General features: G+C 42.4%; 14 protein-coding genes and 1 pseudogene. 2 read left to right on the top strand and 13 right to left on the bottom strand.

Annotated features, from left to right (window positions below; translation table 11 throughout):
* Nucleotides 1-119 precede the first annotated feature (119 nt).
* The 4 genes and pseudogenes from MKY85_RS17945 to MKY85_RS17960 form a co-directional block, all read right to left on the bottom strand.
* Nucleotides 120-302: a YjfB family protein gene (locus MKY85_RS17945; protein ID WP_105599263.1), complete on the bottom strand. Its 183-nt coding sequence runs from the start codon at nucleotides 300-302 to the stop codon at nucleotides 120-122.
* 198 nt (nucleotides 303-500) lie between these two features.
* A pseudogene (locus tag MKY85_RS17950) lies at nucleotides 501-1361 on the bottom strand (Cof-type HAD-IIB family hydrolase).
* 76 nt (nucleotides 1362-1437) lie between these two features.
* On the bottom strand, nucleotides 1438-1896 hold the full coding sequence (locus MKY85_RS17955) for an SMI1/KNR4 family protein (protein ID WP_249912364.1): 459 nt from the start codon (nucleotides 1894-1896) through the stop codon (nucleotides 1438-1440).
* Between the two features lie 50 nt (nucleotides 1897-1946).
* Nucleotides 1947-2471, bottom strand: a complete 525-nt coding sequence (locus MKY85_RS17960; protein WP_342570429.1) for a GNAT family N-acetyltransferase — start codon at nucleotides 2469-2471, stop codon at nucleotides 1947-1949.
* A gap of 216 nt (nucleotides 2472-2687) precedes the next feature.
* Between MKY85_RS17960 and MKY85_RS17965 the strand changes: the two genes are divergently transcribed.
* Nucleotides 2688-3848 (top strand): S8 family peptidase, encoded by a 1161-nt coding sequence (locus tag MKY85_RS17965; RefSeq protein ID WP_342570430.1) that lies wholly within the window; start codon nucleotides 2688-2690, stop codon nucleotides 3846-3848.
* A 114-nt stretch (nucleotides 3849-3962) separates the two neighbouring features.
* On the opposite strand, the gene MKY85_RS17970 is transcribed toward MKY85_RS17965, so the two are convergent.
* The 7 genes from MKY85_RS17970 to MKY85_RS18000 all read right to left on the bottom strand — a co-directional run bounded on the left by MKY85_RS17970 (nucleotide 3963) and on the right by MKY85_RS18000 (nucleotide 13107).
* The gene (locus tag MKY85_RS17970; protein ID WP_342570431.1) at nucleotides 3963-4361 is read right to left on the bottom strand and encodes a RidA family protein; all 399 of its coding nucleotides are present in this window, start codon (nucleotides 4359-4361) and stop codon (nucleotides 3963-3965) included.
* Between the two features lie 310 nt (nucleotides 4362-4671).
* Nucleotides 4672-6114, bottom strand: coding sequence for a 6-phospho-beta-glucosidase (locus MKY85_RS17975; protein WP_342570432.1), 1443 nt, complete (start codon nucleotides 6112-6114; stop codon nucleotides 4672-4674).
* Nucleotides 6115-6148: 34 nt separating this feature from the next.
* Nucleotides 6149-8062 carry a beta-glucoside-specific PTS transporter subunit IIABC gene (locus MKY85_RS17980; RefSeq protein WP_342570433.1) on the bottom strand — a complete coding sequence of 638 codons (1914 nt, stop codon included), beginning with the start codon at nucleotides 8060-8062 and terminating at the stop codon, nucleotides 6149-6151.
* A 491-nt stretch (nucleotides 8063-8553) separates the two neighbouring features.
* Nucleotides 8554-10494, bottom strand: coding sequence for a beta-glucoside-specific PTS transporter subunit IIABC (locus tag MKY85_RS17985; RefSeq protein WP_342570434.1), 1941 nt, complete (start codon nucleotides 10492-10494; stop codon nucleotides 8554-8556).
* Nucleotides 10495-10662: 168 nt separating this feature from the next.
* Nucleotides 10663-11505 (bottom strand): PRD domain-containing protein, encoded by an 843-nt coding sequence (locus MKY85_RS17990; protein WP_253438078.1) that lies wholly within the window; start codon nucleotides 11503-11505, stop codon nucleotides 10663-10665.
* A gap of 224 nt (nucleotides 11506-11729) precedes the next feature.
* Nucleotides 11730-12035, bottom strand: coding sequence for a hypothetical protein (locus MKY85_RS17995; RefSeq protein WP_339255928.1), 306 nt, complete (start codon nucleotides 12033-12035; stop codon nucleotides 11730-11732).
* 94 nt (nucleotides 12036-12129) lie between these two features.
* The gene (locus MKY85_RS18000; RefSeq protein WP_342570435.1) at nucleotides 12130-13107 is read right to left on the bottom strand and encodes a hypothetical protein; all 978 of its coding nucleotides are present in this window, start codon (nucleotides 13105-13107) and stop codon (nucleotides 12130-12132) included.
* Nucleotides 13108-13466: 359 nt separating this feature from the next.
* Here MKY85_RS18000 and MKY85_RS18005 point away from each other — a divergent pair, with 359 nt between their 5' ends.
* Nucleotides 13467-14528, top strand: a complete 1062-nt coding sequence (locus MKY85_RS18005) for a hypothetical protein (RefSeq protein WP_342570436.1) — start codon at nucleotides 13467-13469, stop codon at nucleotides 14526-14528.
* Here the strand turns inward: MKY85_RS18005 and MKY85_RS18010 are convergent.
* Together MKY85_RS18010 and MKY85_RS18015 are read right to left on the bottom strand one after the other, a co-directional pair.
* Nucleotides 14514-16304: an ABC transporter ATP-binding protein gene (locus MKY85_RS18010; protein WP_342570437.1), complete on the bottom strand. Its 1791-nt coding sequence runs from the start codon at nucleotides 16302-16304 to the stop codon at nucleotides 14514-14516. The two genes, MKY85_RS18005 and MKY85_RS18010, sit on opposite strands and share 15 nt — an antisense overlap.
* A 2-nt stretch (nucleotides 16305-16306) precedes the next feature.
* A complete protein-coding gene (locus MKY85_RS18015) occupies nucleotides 16307-17995 on the bottom strand; it encodes an ABC transporter ATP-binding protein (protein WP_342570438.1) in 1689 nt (562 codons plus the stop codon).
* Nucleotides 17996-18113 lie beyond the last annotated feature (118 nt).

Consider the following 18113-nt stretch of genomic DNA (forward strand, 5'->3'; position numbering starts at 1 on the left):
AACGCGTAAACATATCTATAAAAAAACAACCCGACCCGCTTCCATTCTTTCGAATTGGAGCGGGTCGGGTTTTGCTTGCTGCAATGAGTGTTACATTAAAACACATGCTGTAATATCAATTAAACCGAAAGATCGAGACTTCCACCCAGATTGGGATGAGGAGCAGGCACAGACTTCAACATCTCCGTCATCTGCTGGCCTTGCTGCTGTGCCATGTCTTTTGTAATTGACATCACTTGCAAGCTTGCCGACTGTACGACTGAAGCTTGGCTCATTGCCATTGATAATGCTGCAATATCCATGATCTTCACTCCTTTCTCTATCTTATATATGGGCGTACTTACTTTATATCGGTCAGTAGGATTCAAATGTTGAGTAAGCCACACCACTCTACTTATATGTAAGCAGACTTCATTCGTTTTAGTTGATATGTTAAACTCATTCGGGAGCAATGATCATGTTGCCTGTCTCATTTCAATTTACATACATAACAAGTCTACTTACCCCTCAATCAATCCATACTTCACAAAACTATGATACAATCCATCTTCCTCAACTGTGCCAGTAATATCGTCTGCAATGGCTTTCAGACCTGGCTTAGCATTGCCCATGGCAATGCCGACGTTACAAAACTCCAGCATCTCGGCATCATTCATGCCATCACCGATGGCGAATGTATCCTCCTGCGACATGTCCAGATGCTTCAGCAGATCGGCGATTGCAATAGCTTTGTGAATGCCAGGGATCATCAGCTCACCACTTCCTTCACCAAAGATCGGCACCGTGCACTGAATGACTTCAAATTTGCCTTCGAACTCCTACTTGATTCGCTCAAACGGGATCACTGCGCTCTCCAGGAAACATACTTTGTTCACGTCATCCTTGTACAGGTCGCTCTCTCCATACGTCAATCCGGCAATAAACGGGTGTGGCTTCAATTCCTTCTTCTCTCTGGCTACAGGATCATTCTCCACATCACCATAGATACGGCGTTCTAAGTGAGGTTGCAGATTACTACTCGCATACAATGCCGAATTAGATTCAAGGTAGAAGTCAATGCCGTGTTCATTGAAGAAATCGACCATATGACGAACATCTTCCGCTGTAACCCTTTTGTGATACAACACATCTTTGCCAAACTCCACATAACCTCCACCTGCACCAATCAGGCCATCGAACCCTACATCCCAGATGGAATCATAGATTTCCGCCTTGGACCGGCCTGTACATAAATAGAGCAGATGTCCATTTTCTCTGGCCTGTTTGCAAGCCTTCTGCGCTGACAACGGAATGTTTCCGTCATCATCTACCAATGTGCCATCAATATCAATAAATACAATTTTCCGCTTCATTTCTTGCATCTGCTTATGCCCCTGTCATGTAATGTTGTCTATGTCTAACCTAGCGAGTGCCGACAGGCATTTTCCTGATATAAAATTACCTATTTCGTGGTGTTCGCTGATCGATCAACTTCTCCAAAAATCCGGCAAAAGAATCCGCGTATACCTCCGGTTCCCCATTAAAGTAATCCAAACGCATCACTTTATACTCCCCAAGGTGATCAGCCGTCTGCGTATCAAAGTAGTAATATTCATCCTCGTCCGGTACAAACAGCTCCAGCTTCCCTTCCTTCTTTGCGTCTTCATCGGCAAGTCGGTATCTATACAAAATGTCAGCATCGGTATACTCTCGGTGTTCCGAAGACGTAATCGTCAGAATTTCTGTTCCGCTTAACAGCGCTTGACCATAATTCAGAAGCCACCAGCGATAGGATGGGGGTAACGAAAAGCCCAACTCTTGTTCAACTTCAACAATCCAGCTCTCTTGAACTTGATGGTTCGGGAACCAGCGTATAGCCTCGGTATGTTCCAATTTCTCAATCAGACTTGAATACATGGATAGATCTCCTCCAATACCATTGTAATGTCATTGAGTTATGATTACCTTCATCCCGACTTGTCCATATGTACAGTTTGCCAGTCATCATTTTCCTCAGCAATAACCGTAAACCCTTGACGTTTCCAGAAATCTACGGCTCCTGGCAAGAAGCGATGTGTATGCAAGTAGAGTGTAGTATAGTGCATATCCTTCACCACATTCTCCAGTTCTTTTACCAGCATGGACCCAATGCCATATCTGCGATACGCAGGATCTACATAACATTTCACAATTTCGGCTGCAGATTGGGCTGCATATCGACCGTCTACGGCCTGAATACGTCCATCATATGGTAATATTCCAATCGTTCCGACGATGCCCGCATCCCCCATCATTGCAACAAGAAAAATCGATTCATTGGATACCAGATAATGTTCAGTGAACTGCTCGAAATCCACAGGTAACCTCGTGTGATCCATCATGGGAAACACTTCTCTACGTACACGCATGGCAAAATCAATGGCATCATGAATCTGGTGTGCCTGAACTGGTGTTACTGTCGGTATACTCTGAAGTTGTGTCAAAAGATCCACATTCCTTCTCCTCTATATTGGGAGCGATCTCTAGGCATTTCCTTGATCCTTCTTCATGCCATGTCAGATCGACTCTCTTCATCTCATCTTACCGAATTTGTCCCTCCCTATCAATCTATCTACACTACTAACCAAATTAAAAACATGCCCTCACAGTCTGATAGAGTTCGCATACGATAAGGCGTGTCACAATCCATGTTGGAGGGAGAAACGCTCATGTGGTTATGGTTAGGTGTTTTTGGTTTCATTTCGCTAGCAATAATCGTGTTCGTGTTTCGTTTTCTGGACCAACGTGCCGAGAGCAAGTTTCACCCCCATGCTCCCAAGCAGCTCTTAGTCAAATTCAAGGAAGGTACAACACCAGATGAGATGCACACCCTCCACAAAAAAGGGAGATGTAAAGTCGCGGAAACATACGAGGATTTGGGTTGGTACCGTGTGGAATCCCGCAAAAAAATGCACCGGATCCTGAAACATTACAAAGATCATGAGTTGATTGAACATGCAGAGCCAAATTACCTTGTTGAGGCTTCCTTCACCCCTAACGACCCTTTCTTCCCTTACCAGTATAATCTGTCCAAAATCAATGCACCCGCTGCATGGGATATCACTCAAAGTAACAGCTCTGTTAAAATCGCCATTATCGACACTGGTGTACAGCTAAACCACCCAGAATTGGCTTCCAAGCTCATCCCCGGTTACGATTATGTTGATTATGATAATATCCCTGAAGACGGGAACGGACATGGTACCCATGTAGCAGGGATCGCTGCTTCTGTTACCAACAATGGTGTGGGAATCGCAGGCGCTGCACCACTTGCATCCATCGTTCCCCTCAGGGTCCTGGATAACAACGGGCAAGGAACGGTCGGTAATGTCGGTAACGGTCTTGTCTATGCTGCCAATAACGGTGTACAGGTGGTTAACCTGAGCCTTGGTGGTCCGATGGGAGACGCATTCCTCCAAGCTGCTGTGCAGTATGCCTGGGATCGTGGAGCCGTAATTATTGCTGCAGCCGGCAACGACAACACTACATTCCCGATCGTACCCGCATCGTATCCCAACGTCATTGCTGTCGCTTCAACCAATCCTTCCGATCTCAAATCCAATTTCTCCAACTATGGTTCGTGGGTCGATATGGCTGCACCAGGAGATACCATCCTATCCACCTATCTGGGTGGTTCCTATGCCTACCTGAGCGGGACATCCATGGCAGCCCCACATGTGGCCGGAGTAGCTGCACTTCTTGCTGCACGCGGGAAAACCAATGCCCAGATTCGGGATGCGCTGTGTTTCGCTTCTGATCCAGTATCGGGCTCTGGAATCTACTGGACGTATGGACGCCTCAATGCCTACCAGAGCTTACAGGTGCCATAATAATGACTATCGCTCAAGATTGCACAAAGGGCATATCATCTATTTTCATGTATAAAAAAAGAAGGGGCATCTGTATATAAGATGCTCCTTCTTTTACTTAAAAAGTATTCGTTGTTAAACTTTTGCCGCCCAAAGCTCTATTTCAATTTTAATCTCTGGCAGACCTAACTCCGTAATATATCCAATCGTCATTGCAGGATAATTCGTATTAAATAATTGTCCCCATTCGGCATATAAATAATTCCAATCGATTTTCTCGGTTGCCCATACGTTCACTTTGATAATATGTTCAGCCTCTAAACACTCCGATTCGAGCACTGTTTTGATATTATTAAATGTATTAGTAACTTGCTCATTTAGACTGTCCGGAAAAAGTCCGCTTGCATCTGCTCCAATTTGACCCGAAGTTACGAATAGCTCTGCGTTCCTCGGAATTCTTGTAATATGCGTGTATTGTCCTACAGGAGCTGGCATATTCGCTGGATTTTTTCTGGTGATTTTGTCGATTTTCATTTGGATTACCTCGTCATTCTTAAGATTTTTCTGCGTTATTTTCTAGTTTTCTTCCGATTTTGGGCAGACCTCTCCCTTGGATTAGATTCTAGAAAAAGACAGCAGTAGAGTAACCATATCCCGAAGATATAAACGCAAGTGATTTTTTCTTCATGATTGGATACTCCCCCTTCTGAAATGACAAGATTTTTTTCACTCAATGATTATATCCAATATCTACACATCGAGTCAAATTCATCCCCTTATAAACAAAGAGCAATCCCGTTATAACGAGACTGCTCTTTGTTTATTCTATAGCGTCGAACACCTATCAGAAGTATTGTGCGCCATTACTCGCAATGACATCTTTGTACCAGTGAAAACTTTTCTTTTTCACTCTGCGAAGTGTGCCCGTGCCATCATTATTTCTGTCTACATAGATATAACCATACCGTTTCTTCATTTCTCCGGTACCCGCACTGACCAGGTCAATCGGTCCCCAGCTTGTGTAACCTATGAGCTCTACACCGTCTTGGATCGCTTCAGCCATCTCGGCAAAATGACTATTCAAATATTCGATGCGATAGTCATCTTCAACGGAGTCATTGTCTAGCAATACATCGGTTGCCCCAAGTCCATTTTCTACGATAAATAAAGGTTTGCCATAGCGGTCGTACAGCTGATTACACGTAATTCGAAGCCCCTTAGGATCAATCGTCCATCCCCATTCGGATGCTTTCAGATACGGATTCTTCACAGAACCAAATACATTACCTTCCGTCGAGTCTTTCAAAATTTCAGGGTCCGTACTTGTACAGCGGCTTGCATAGTAGCTAAAACCGATATAATCAACCGTGTTCTGCATCAAAATATCCGCATCTTCCGGTTGCATGTCAATCCGAATGTCATTTTCCCTGAAAAATCTTTTCGTATAACCCGGGTATGCTCCTTTCGACTGCACGTCGATGAAGAAGAACGACTCGCGGTCTTTCTCCATAGCCTTCCATACGTCATCCGGGTTGGAGCTATATGGATAGACCATGCCCGCCGCTAGCATACACCCAATCTGTGCACCCGGAATAATCTCATGACAAGCCTTCACAGCAAGTGCACTGGCTACCAATTCATGATGTGCTGCCTGATACAGAACCTGATCTTTGTCTTCACCCTCCTGCAGAACAATACCCGCTCCAATGTAAGGGAGATGCAGCAACATATTGATTTCATTAAACGTCATCCAATACTTCACTTTATGCTTGTATCGATTGAACAACGTCGTCGCATATTTCTCAAAGAAACCGATCATTTTGCGATTCTTCCACCCGCCGTAAGTCTCGACCAGATGCACAGGTACATCGAAGTGACAGATCGTCACAACAGGTTCAATGTTGTTTTTTAATAACTCATCAAAGACATCATCATAAAATTGCAAACCGGCTTCATTTGGCTCCGTTTCATCCCCATTAGGGAAAATCCGTGCCCAGGCTACGGAGAGCCTCAGGCACTTGAATCCCATTTCTGCAAATAACGCAATATCTTCCTTATATCGATGATAGAAATCAATGGCTTCATGTGAAGGATAGAATTCCCCTGCTTTTGGCTCATATGAATCCAGGTTGCCCAGAGCAATATTCCATCGATTGGCACCAATCGGAATCAGATCTACCGTTGTTAAACCTTTGCCACCTTCCAGATAGGCACCTTCCAATTGATTCGCTGCGGTTGCTCCTCCCCAGAGAAAATTCTCCGGGAAGGCTGTAAGTTTATCATTCATTGAAGACTTCCTCCTAAAACATCTGTAATTTCAATTAGCTTAATACCGTGATCAATTTATCTTTCTCATGAACGGATGCATCTTTTGTTCCTACAACGTCCAGATAATTGGAAGTATTCGTGACAATAATAGGTGTAACCGTCTCATATCCTGCATCCTTAATCGCTTGCAGGTCAAACTCAACAATTAGATCACCTGCGTTAACACGGTCTCCATCTTTCACATGGGTTGTAAAATGTTCACCTTTCAGCTTGACCGTATCCTGTCCGATATGGATCAGCATCTCTACCCCATCATCGCTTACAAGACCAATCGCATGTTTGGTACGATATACGGTTTGAACGACACCTGTGATCGGAGATACCACTCTGCCGCTGGTTGGACGAATTGCAATCCCTTTACCCATGTGCTCTCCTGCAAATGTTATGTCATTAATATCTTTCAGTGCAACGACTTCACCAGCCATTGGGCTTACGATTTCGTATCTGCTGTTCGGATTTGGATCAAGTACAGGTGCTGCAGCTGGTTTAGCTTCTACTTTGTCTTGGAATCCAACCACGTACGTCAGAATGAAACCAAGGATAAACGCGATACCACATGCAACCAGAGCCATATAGAATCCGGAATCAACGCCTGTTGCTTTGTTAATGAAACTTGGGAACCCGAATACTCCCAGTCCACCAAAGATGTATAATTTCGAACCAGCTAATCCCAAAATACCGCCACCGATACCACCTGCAATACAGCTCATGATAAACGGTTTTTTCAGTGGAAGTGTCAGACCGTAGATGGCTGGCTCAGTTACACCGAAGATACCCGATATGAATGCAGGAATACCTAAAGATTTCAATTTCTTATTCTTTGTTTTAAACATCACTGCAAGTACAGCACCAATCTGTGCAAAGGAAGCTGCGAATGACATGGCAATTATTGGGTCAGCACCAGATGTACTCAAGTTAAGAAGCATGACAGGAACAAGTCCCCAGTGAAGACCAAACAATACAAACACTTGCCACAATCCACCAATAACCAAACCTGTAATAACTGGGCTTAATTCGTAGATACCTGTTGCTCCCGCACCAATCAACTGACCTGCCCATGTGGATACTGGACCAATAAGAATGAACGTTGCTGGAACGATAACAAGTAAAGTAAAGAATGGAACAAGGAACGTGCTTACGACTTTAGGAATAATATTTTTGAAGAATCTTTCAATCTTAACAGCGAAGAACGTAGCAATAATGATTGGAATAACCGATGTGGAATAGCTCATCAGAATAACCGGAATACCCAGGAACGTAATGTGAATCGGCGATTCGATTAACGTACCTGTAAACAGGGTGTACAATGGATCTCCAGCAGTCAAACCGGATAGCGTAGGATAGACTAACGAAGCACCTATCGCCATACCCAGGAACGGTGAACCGCCAAATTTCTTGATTGCCGTATAACCAAGGAAGATCGGGAAGAAGTAGAACAGACAGTCACCCGTTGCATTCAACAGCTGGTACGTACCTGACGTGTCTGTGATCCACCCAAATGATAGAAACATGGCTGTAAAACCTTTGATCATACCTGTTGCCGCCAGCAGACCGAGTAGTGGTGTAAACACTCCAGAGATCATATCGATAAATCGACTGAACAATCCAACTTTCTTGCCTGAGTTATCAGCTTCCTCTTCAAACTGACCTTCGGTTGGGAAATTCCCCGCTTTAACAACGGCTTTATATACATCCGGCACTTCGTTGCCGATAACAACTTGATACTGTCCACCACTCTGCATGACGGTAATAACACCTGGCAGATTTTTAAGTTCTTCCGTTTTGGCTACGCTTTCATTTTTCAACTTAAACCGCAGTCTTGTTACGCAATGGAATACACTGTTTACATTCTCGCGACCACCTACACCTGATAGAATGTCCTTAGCTAATTGATCGTAGTTGCTCATTGTAATTCTCCCTCTCTAAGTAGACTCCCATGACTTTTGAAACAAATAAAACCTGAACCACTGAACATACACAACATACCGGATCGTCCGGAAATCAGTCGTGTTATTCAGCAATTCAGGTTTTGCCCTTAACGGTTGCAACCCTGTAAGGCTGTACACATTGGTATTTAATTAATTTAACAACGAAAGTAAGTTACACCCTATACCCTCTTAATGGAGGATGATCGGAATTGCCTGATTGAACAGTTACAACCCGATTAATGTATGCGCTTACTTCATGAACCCATCATAGTACATCTGAACTACATTTGCAACACTTATTTTAATAATTTATTTAATAATAATCGATAGCTTGTCGCTTATAACAACATGAACAATTCATAACGTTCTCATGCATATTTTCTGATTGGAGCAACTATAGAAAAGACCCGCAAGAGTTCACTTTTTTCAAATTATACAGCTTGCAGGTCTTACTAAAATACGGCACAGAATTAACCAATAACCGTAATCAATTTATCCTTCTCTTGCACTTCACGATTTGTTGTAGCGACCACGTCCAAATAATCAACCGTATTGGTTACAATAATCGGTGTTACCGTCTCATATCCCGCCTCAATGATAGCTTGAAGATCGAATTCAACGATCAGATCGCCAACAGTTACACGATCTCCGTCTTTCACATGCGCAGTGAAATGTTGACCTTTGAGCTGTACCGTATCCTGTCCGATGTGGATTAGAATCTCTACACCTTGATCATCTACAAGTCCAATCGCATGTTTGGTACGGTAAATCGTCTGTACCACACCATTAATCGGGGATACAACTCTTCCACTGGTTGGAAGAATGGCAATCCCTTTACCCATATGTTCACCAGCAAATGTAGCATCGTTTATTTCTTGCAAAGGAACCACCTCACCCGTCATCGGGCTGGCAATTTCATAACGATTGTTTGGATTAGGTTCAAGTGCAGCCTTCTCTTCTTTTACTGGCTCAGGAGCCTGTTTTGCAGCCTCTGGATTAGCAGGATCTTTGAATCCTACAAAATAAACGAGAACAAAGCCTAATACAAAAGCAATAATCGTAGCCATCATGGCCATCCAGAATTCATAGTTGATCCCTTCTGTGGGACTAATGAGCGCTGGAACACCGAAGATGCCTGAAGCAAATACAAACATTTTGGAACCAGCGAATCCAATAATACCTCCAGCCGTTGCAGAAGCAATGCAGCTCATAATAAATGGTTTCTTCAACGGCAAAGTTAGGCCATAAATTGCAGGTTCCGTTACACCAAAGATACCAGATACAAAGGCAGGAACACCCAGTGATTTCAGTTTGGTATTTTTCGTTTTAAGCATAACGCCAAGAACGGCACCAATCTGAGCAAAGGAAGCAGCAAACATCATGGCCAGAATCGGATCTGCTTTCAGTGTAGACAGATTCAGCAACATGATTGGTACAATTCCCCAGTGTAGCCCAAAGATGACCAATACTTGCCACAATCCGCCAACAACAATACCGGTTACCAATGGACTCAATCCATAGATGCCTGATACTCCAGCACCAATCAGTTGACTAGCCCATGTCGCAATTGGACCAATCAAGAGGAATGTTACAGGTACAACAATCAGAATGGTAAAGAATGGCGTGAGGAACGTTCTCACAACAGAGGGAATAATCTTTTTGAAGAACGTTTCTACTTTTGCTCCAAAATAGGCAGCTATAATAATCGGAATTACGGATGAGGAATAACTCATCAGGATAACAGGAATACCCAGGAACGTGATATGAATCGGTGATTCAAACAATGTGCCTGCAAACAACGTATATAACGGTTCCCCGCCACTTAGACCGGTTAAGGCCGGATATACAAGTGATGCTCCGATGGCCATCCCGAGGAATGGAGATCCACCGAATTTTTTCATTGCCGTGTAACCCAAGAAGATAGGGAAGAAATAGAATAGGCAGTCTCCTGCAGCATTCAACAATTGATATGTTCCCGAAGCCGGGTCCAGCCACTCGAGAGAAGTAAACATGGACAAGAAACCTTTGATCATCCCTGTTGCAGCAAGCAAACCGAGAATCGGTGTAAATACACCTGAGATCAAGTCGATAAACCGACCCAGAAGACTTTCTTTTTTGCCGGAAGATTCAGACGCATCATTACTAGAGACTGGTCCATCAGTACTCATATTGCCAACCTGTAGCAAGGCTTTATACACATCAGACACTTCGTTACCCACAACAACCTGATATTGCCCACCGCTTTGCATGACTGTTATGACTCCGGGCAGATTTTTGAGTTCATCTGTTTTGGCATTATTGTCATTTTTTAATTTGAAACGAAGTCTGGTTGCGCAGTGCACCACGCTGTTAATGTTCTGTTTACCACCAACGCCAGACAGAATGTCTTTGGCTAATTGCTCATGTTTCATGAAGTTACTTTCTTCCTTTCTGGTTAGAGACGGATTCGAAACCTATTGGAGAGAATAAAAAAACCTGAACATCTGAATGTACGGAACATCCGGTTAACGGTATGTTCTATCATTCAATCGTTCAGGTTTTGCCCTAGTGGTTGCAACCCTGCAAGCTGATCTATGGGATTATTCAGAAGTTGCATTCACAACTCTCTCAATATGAATCGTTAAGTACATGATTTCTTCGTCAGTTAGTTGATAGGTGTAGTTGCTTTCAATGAACTTCTTGATTTTCTCCGAGCACTTGTGCGCTGCTGGATACTTTTTCTGAATCATCAGGAACAGTTCATCGTCGTTGTTGCTCTTGTAATGTTTTCCCTTCACCAAACGTTGAGCGAAAAACTTCAAATGCGTCACAAAGCGATAGAATGTCAGTGAGTTCTCATCAAAATCAATCTTGAAATGATACTTGATGATCGTCAAGATTTCCTGCATGACCTGCGTCATACTCTTGATGTTGGGCATTTCCTCGTTCAAAGCTGCATTGACAAAGTGAAGTGCCATAAAACCGGCTTCGTCCTCGGGCAGAATTACGCCAAACTGATCACAGATCATGTTGAGCGCTTCCATTCCTACTTCGTATTCCTCTTTGTATAACTGCTTCGTCTCCCAGATCAACCCGTTGCGTATAGGCAGATTCTTGCGATACCGCTCAATGGCAAAGTGAATATGGTCTGTGAGGTGCAAGTAAATGCTCTCATTCAGTTTCTTGCCAAGTTTTAATTTGGCATAAGCGATGATTTCCTCGGACACTTTCATGTATTCCAAAGGAATGCTTGAGATTAATGCCTTGAAGTTTTCCTGAATATCTTCATTCTGTAAAGTAAATATCTTATCGATATGCTGCTCGGAAACCATATCACCCGCCCGCTTCTGATAAGCAATCCCCCGGCCAATGATAATAACTTCCTGTTGTTCGTCATTCATGGCAACTACAGCATTATTGTTCAGCACCTTCTCGATTTTCACTTTATCACTCCAATATACAGAAAAAGACAAACCAGTCCCTTTTCTCAAGGTAAACGGCTTTGCCTGATTCAACAGTTACAACCCGATATGTTGTACGCGCTTCCCTCATAATATTACAAAGTTCTACACAGTGCAACAAAAAGATATTATCTTATTAAAATGACTCCCGATCTAGGTAAATATACTCACAAGCGTAAGCAAAACAAGAATCATTTTACAATAATTTACGATTTATTGTTTTTGCTTTCTTTCTCCAGTTCCGCTTCAATTCTTCGATTAATGATATCCATCTGTTCTGAATCCAAACGATCGACTTGCTTGTATTCTTTATTCATCTCGTACTCCTGCGCCTCGCCTTTGTTCATTAACCCCAGATGATTCTTGATGTCTCGGATATCATCACGCATATGCATCGTCTGGCGATATTGGTCCACAACAAGTGCAAAAATAATACCACCTGCCACTATTGGACCAAATGGGAACAAGTAACATAAAACAAGTCCTATGAGCAAAAATATAACAAAATACATGTGTAATGCCCCTCTCTATAAACTATCTTTTCTGCTAAGGTAGCTGGGTCTCAGCTTACAAATTGAATCGTGTCTAAATAAACTTTGCCACTTTTCACTTGGATATTAGCTTTATCATTTCATCCAAAATAAGCTTTTCTTCATACAGGCCATCTAATATCTGATCTCTGATCCTAAATAAAACATCCCGGTCCTTGGTTATGTTATATCTTAAAGATAAGTTTTTTATAATTTCGAATCTTCTTAGGATGTCTTTGTAACTTTCTGAGACATGTTCATATTTTAGTTCGTTTACATGGATTAAGTAATTAATTCGACTCAACATTAGTTTCTTGTGCTCCAAGAATAAATGAAACGCTCTTTTGTCTAGTAGTTTGTTTTCATCCTTTATCATTTTATCTACTGAAAATAATATTGCATTTTGACCAAACAGAGTTTTTTCTTTGAAAGAAACATCCAGTGTAATAACTGAATTGAGATAATTTTCAATGGATAATATAATTTGGGGAAGATTTAAAGTATATTCCTCCTCCTCTTTCTTACTTAATAAGTGAATGTTGAGAAAAAAATGATTACTTACTTCGATTGCGTTATGTCCCTGTGCAATTTCTTCAAATGTACATTCAGTCTGTACATATTTCCCATCAGATAAATTGTCGGCTATCAAAAACCTCTTACTTTCTGAATTGAACCCATAAATAAAGATCTCATGTACATGAGACCATTTTAGATAGGCCTTAGAAGCAGATATGAAATATCGATCAACATACAAGTAAACATAATGACCCAATTTTATTGAGTCCACTATGAAATCTACTATTGAATCCCACTTACTTTCGATAACGAAACGAGGAACTATATGATGATTTAACCAAGGACAATTATCCAATAATAAATGATGGTTATCAAAAAAAAACGTATCCCAATCATACACATATCGAATTTGAATAAAATTATTATAAAACCAGGGGAAGCACTTTTTATTGTTAGATATAATAGATGAAATACTACCATAAACATTAAATGTGTTGATAATAGTATCTTGAATGGGTAATTCAATTTTCACCATCATAACGTCTCTCCCTAGACATTGTTGTTAAACCTTAAGCATTCTTTTAAGCCAGATTATAAAGCAAAAGTTCACATGTTAATATATAAGAACGGGTAAACACTCCCGATCATTTGCATTGAATTTAGTGTGCCTTTCCACGCAACCCTCTCCGGCAAAAATAGCCAGAATACTAATTTTCATTTCCAAAAAAAGTAGAAATCTAATGAAATATCGCTATTTTTACAATTTTCAATCACCTTTGATCATTTAAATATTTGAATTTTTAACAAATATATACTAAAATACAAATAAACAAGCAATAATCTCCCATAATTAAGGTATATGAGTAAAAAATTTATCTAGTGAAGGGAGCACCATTGATGAAAACTTTGCCTCTTTGTGATCCTCTCATTTCAAACTATCCTCAACATGCCTTTTATCTTTCCATTATTTCTGACCATCAGGAGTGCCAACCTTGGATTTACTCGAATTATACGAATCTATTTCTATCCGATTGGAAAAATGACGAGATTTTCCTGGACTTCTACGTACAGACACCGGAACATCACTTTAATCCCTGGCTCAAAGACTCACAGCGACTGCACCGCGATCTAATCCTGGGGTCTATTCCCGATTTCATCTCGTTTATTAAGGATCAGATCGATTCCGGGTATTACGTATGGACTCACGTGGATGAATATTATATTCCTGATACGCCTTCGTTTCGCAATTATCGTTTTGCACATGCGGTTATGATCTATGGATATGATGACACCGCACGGGAGTTCCAGCTTGCTGGATTCTTCAAGTATCGGATTTATTCTCGAACAACCGTCTCTTATGATGATTTGAAGACGGCGTTCGAGCACTGTGATATCTATGATGATTATCTTAACTTCACCCATCTGTTAAAGATTAACCCGGAGTACCACAATGGAAAAATTTATGAGTTTTCTCTCTCCTACTTTGCCGAGTGTATGGAAAACTACTATACCTCTCGTAATGAAACGGAAAACTTCAAGAGCTTTTATACGCCAGCGCTTTATTCGGATCGCACCTTCGGTCTGGATATCTATCATAAACTAATCATGTTTTTTGAAATGATGCTTTCCAAGCAGCGAACCATTGATACACGTTTGTTGTATACGTTGAAAGAACACAAAAAATTTATGAATCTCAAAATTAAATATATAGAACAGGAAGGCCACTATGTTTTTCCCGTAAAGTTTAAAGATAACTATATTCGAGTTGAACAAGAAGCAACGATTATCCTGAACCAGTTTTTAAAATACGGCATGACCCAACGTGAGGATCATATCATCAGCTTGATGGGCAGATTAGGTGCTCTGTACCAACTGGAGAAAGAATCACTTGAGCTGTTATTAAATGATTTCAACAGTCGGGGTATTCGCAGTGGCAAACCGATATTAAGCCAAAGCTGACGGCCCGCTTTGGTTCAAACTCTGGAGAAGGTCCGTTTGTTGTCCTTCTCCATTCAAGTCCTGTAGACTGACCATATCCCGGTACAATCCCTCTCGATTCAACAGTTGATCATGCGTCCCTGATTCAACCATCTCCCCTTTATGCATGACAAAAATCAGATCCGCATTTTGAATCGTTGATAGACGATGAGCAATAACGATGGTTGTTTTTCCTTTACGGTAACGGTCAATAGCTTGCTGCAGGCGTCTTTCTGTTGTCAAGTCCAGCGCCGAGGTTGCTTCATCCAATATCAGAATGTCTCTGTTTTGAATTAAGGCTCTGGCGATGGCAAGACGCTGACGCTGGCCTCCAGACAAGGTGATCCCCCGATCACCAATAAAAGTATCGTATCCCTCCGGCAGACTCACGATATAATCATTGATTTGTGCTGCCTCGCAAGCGGATCTCATCAAATTGGCAGACTGCTCATCTTCTGTTCCCATTAAAAGATTGTTTTGAATGGTATCCGGAAAAAGATAAGGTTCCTGAAATACAATGCCTATACGCTCTGTCCAGTCTGAACGGTACAATTGGTTGAGCGGCTTACCATTCACCAGTATACAACCTGCATCCGGATCGAAATAACGGATGAGGAGTTGGGCAATGGTTGACTTTCCGGAACCGCTGGTACCAACAATGGCAATTTTAAGTCCCATAGGCATGTCGAAGGTCAGATTATTCAATATCACATTTCGCCCTGGCTCGTAGCTAAAGTCAACATGGTTAAAAGATATGCTTTGCAACGGCAAAGGTACAGGAGAGTTGCCTTCCTCCATTTGCTCCCCTTCCATCACGTTGAGCAGTCTTTCCACGCTGGCACCGCCTGCGGACCAGTCCATGAATGAATTGAACAAATCCTGTAAGTATTGGATAAACTGGAATCCAAGCTGGAAAAGCACAACGAACATGCCAATGGATAGTTCGCCTTGTAGGACGAGCAAACCTCCATATCCAAGAATGAGCACTCTTACTCCCCAATTCAGGGGTTCGCTAGTGATCATTTTGAGATTCACTTGTTTGCCTTCCTGCATTACTTTCTCATAATACGTATTGTACAGCTTGTCATATCTCTCTTTCTCCCAGTCCAGTCTGTGATAAGCCAGCACTTCTCGGGTGGACGAGATCCCTTGCTCAATATGAACGAGCACATCGGATTTCGCCTTCTGAACATGGCCGGCTGCCTTCTTCAGTTTAACTGCGAAGAATCTGCCAAGAATCACGTATGCCGTACCCAGTACAAAACAGGCAATCAGCATGACTGGACTGACCATGCCAATCATGACAGCTACAAACAGAACAACAAATAGCTGCTGAATACCGCGAGGAATCTGATTTCCGATCATATCGGCAACCTTGTCCAGATCCTGGGTAATGTAATGCACATATGTGGCTATGCGTTCTTTTTGCAATTGACGTATTGGAATTCTGTATACATAGGACATAAAATCATCGGCCATATGGGATTGAATAACGGATTGATTTCGATGCATCATGTGCGGAGCATAGGTAAACAGCACGGCATAAAGAAGGAAAGCCAGCACAAAAAGACAGACGATCTCTGGCACAAGCTCATATTGGCCTTGTAATAAAATATTGTCAATGAGACGCTGCTGGAGGCCGATGATACTCAGGAAAGACAATGACTCCAGGGACATCAGAATGATGGAGATGAGCAGCAATGAGGGACGCGACATGATATATTTTTTCAGAAAGTGAATATGCTGTTTCAGCGACATGCTCACCCCTCCTCTCCCGAATTCAGCTGATAATACGCTCCCTGTCTTCTCATCAATTCCTCGTGGCTTCCCATTTCCCGAATTTGTCCATGTTCAAGTACAACAATTACATCATAATCCTTAATGGTAGATAACCGATGAGCAACGGCAATGGTCGTCCGGCCTAGCAGGAGACGTTCCAGGGCTTGCTGTACTTCTTGTTCACTCGCTGTATCAAGCGCGGACGTTGCCTCATCAAGCAATAGAATAGAAGGTTTCTTGATAAACATACGTGCAATGGATATACGCTGCTTTTGACCTCCGGACAAGTTAACGCCTCTTTCCCCAAGCAGCGTGTCATATCCATCCGGCTGAGCAGAGATGAAATCATGAGCATATGCGGCCTTGGCCGCCTGGATCATGTCTTCCTCTGTCGCATCCGGATGACCAAAAAGAATATTATTGCGAATGGTATCGCCAAAAAGATACGTTTCCTGAGACACATATCCTATACTTTCTCGTAATTGTGCAAATGAAATTTTTCGTATAGGTACTCCGTCCAACAGAATTTCGCCCTGCTGTGGATCATAAAAACGAACCAGAAGCTGAAGCAGGGTAGATTTTCCGTGTCCACTCGGACCTACGATGGCCACTCGTTGACCGGTCTTAATCACCAGATTAAAATCCGCGAGCACTTCCGGACCCTTGTTGTATCGATATGTGACGTGTTCGAACCGAATCTCTCCTCTGATTTCCTTTAAGCAGATAGGTGCGGCCTCTTCGACAACCTGAGGTTCTGTTTGCATGAAGCGATGGATTCTGGAAGCTTGATGCATCAGAACTTTCTGCTCCGTAATAACCGTAATGACCAGAGTTACCGTTTGCATGACCTGAAAATAGTAAAGCAAATATGCAGACATCTCTCCTACGCTCAACGCCTGTTCCTTGACCAAGTGAATGCCGTACAGGATGACTGCCACCCCACCGACGTAATAGGATAATCGGCGTATCGTTCCCCTCCAAAAAGCCATCCATAACATGCGAACCCTTCCATCCAAAAAAGGCTGCATGTGTCCCTTGAACCGTTTCCAATCCCAGTCCTCGGCTCCGTGAGCACGCATTTCGGTCAGAGCTGACACACTCTCGTATACTTTTTGATTATAGGCTATGCGCTGTTCCGTATTCTGCTTGGCCAAGATGGTAGCCTTTCTTTCGATGGATGGTCCGAACAGATAATAGAGAAGCAGGCACGGCACCATGATCAGTGTTAAAGGAATGCTAATGGCACACATCACTGTGACAGATACAATAGAGACTACAATGTTTTGAATCGTATGCGGAAGAAGAAACCGATAGAAGTCCTGCAGAATACTCACTTCCGTGTTCATAAACGACAAGCTTTCACCAACAGGGCGTTGTTGAAAATAAGAATACCCCAGCTTCCTCATATGACTAAAAATATCGTATTGCAGATCTCGTGCCGCCTTCTCCTGAATGGACCTCTGCAACAGATTTTGCCATGCCATCAGACCAAACATCAGAAACATGCCGGCAACCAACAGTATAATGAGCCATCGGAATCGGATCATGTCTGCGGATGGAACGATGATATCGATGAAGTACTGAACACCCTTGGGAATGGAAACCTGAATGAACGTGACTCCAATACCGCAACACACCAGCAGCCAAAACATGCCATAATATTTTTGCACATAAGAAAGGACCCATCGATAAGTTTTAAATAGTGAGTCTTGGGGAGGTACCGATTGTTTAGATTGTATTGCTGCTGAGACATTATCCTTCATATGTCACCCTCAAACTTTGCGCCCT

The organism is Paenibacillus sp. FSL R5-0749, assembly GCF_038595085.1.
Lineage (GTDB): Bacteria > Bacillota > Bacilli > Paenibacillales > Paenibacillaceae > Paenibacillus.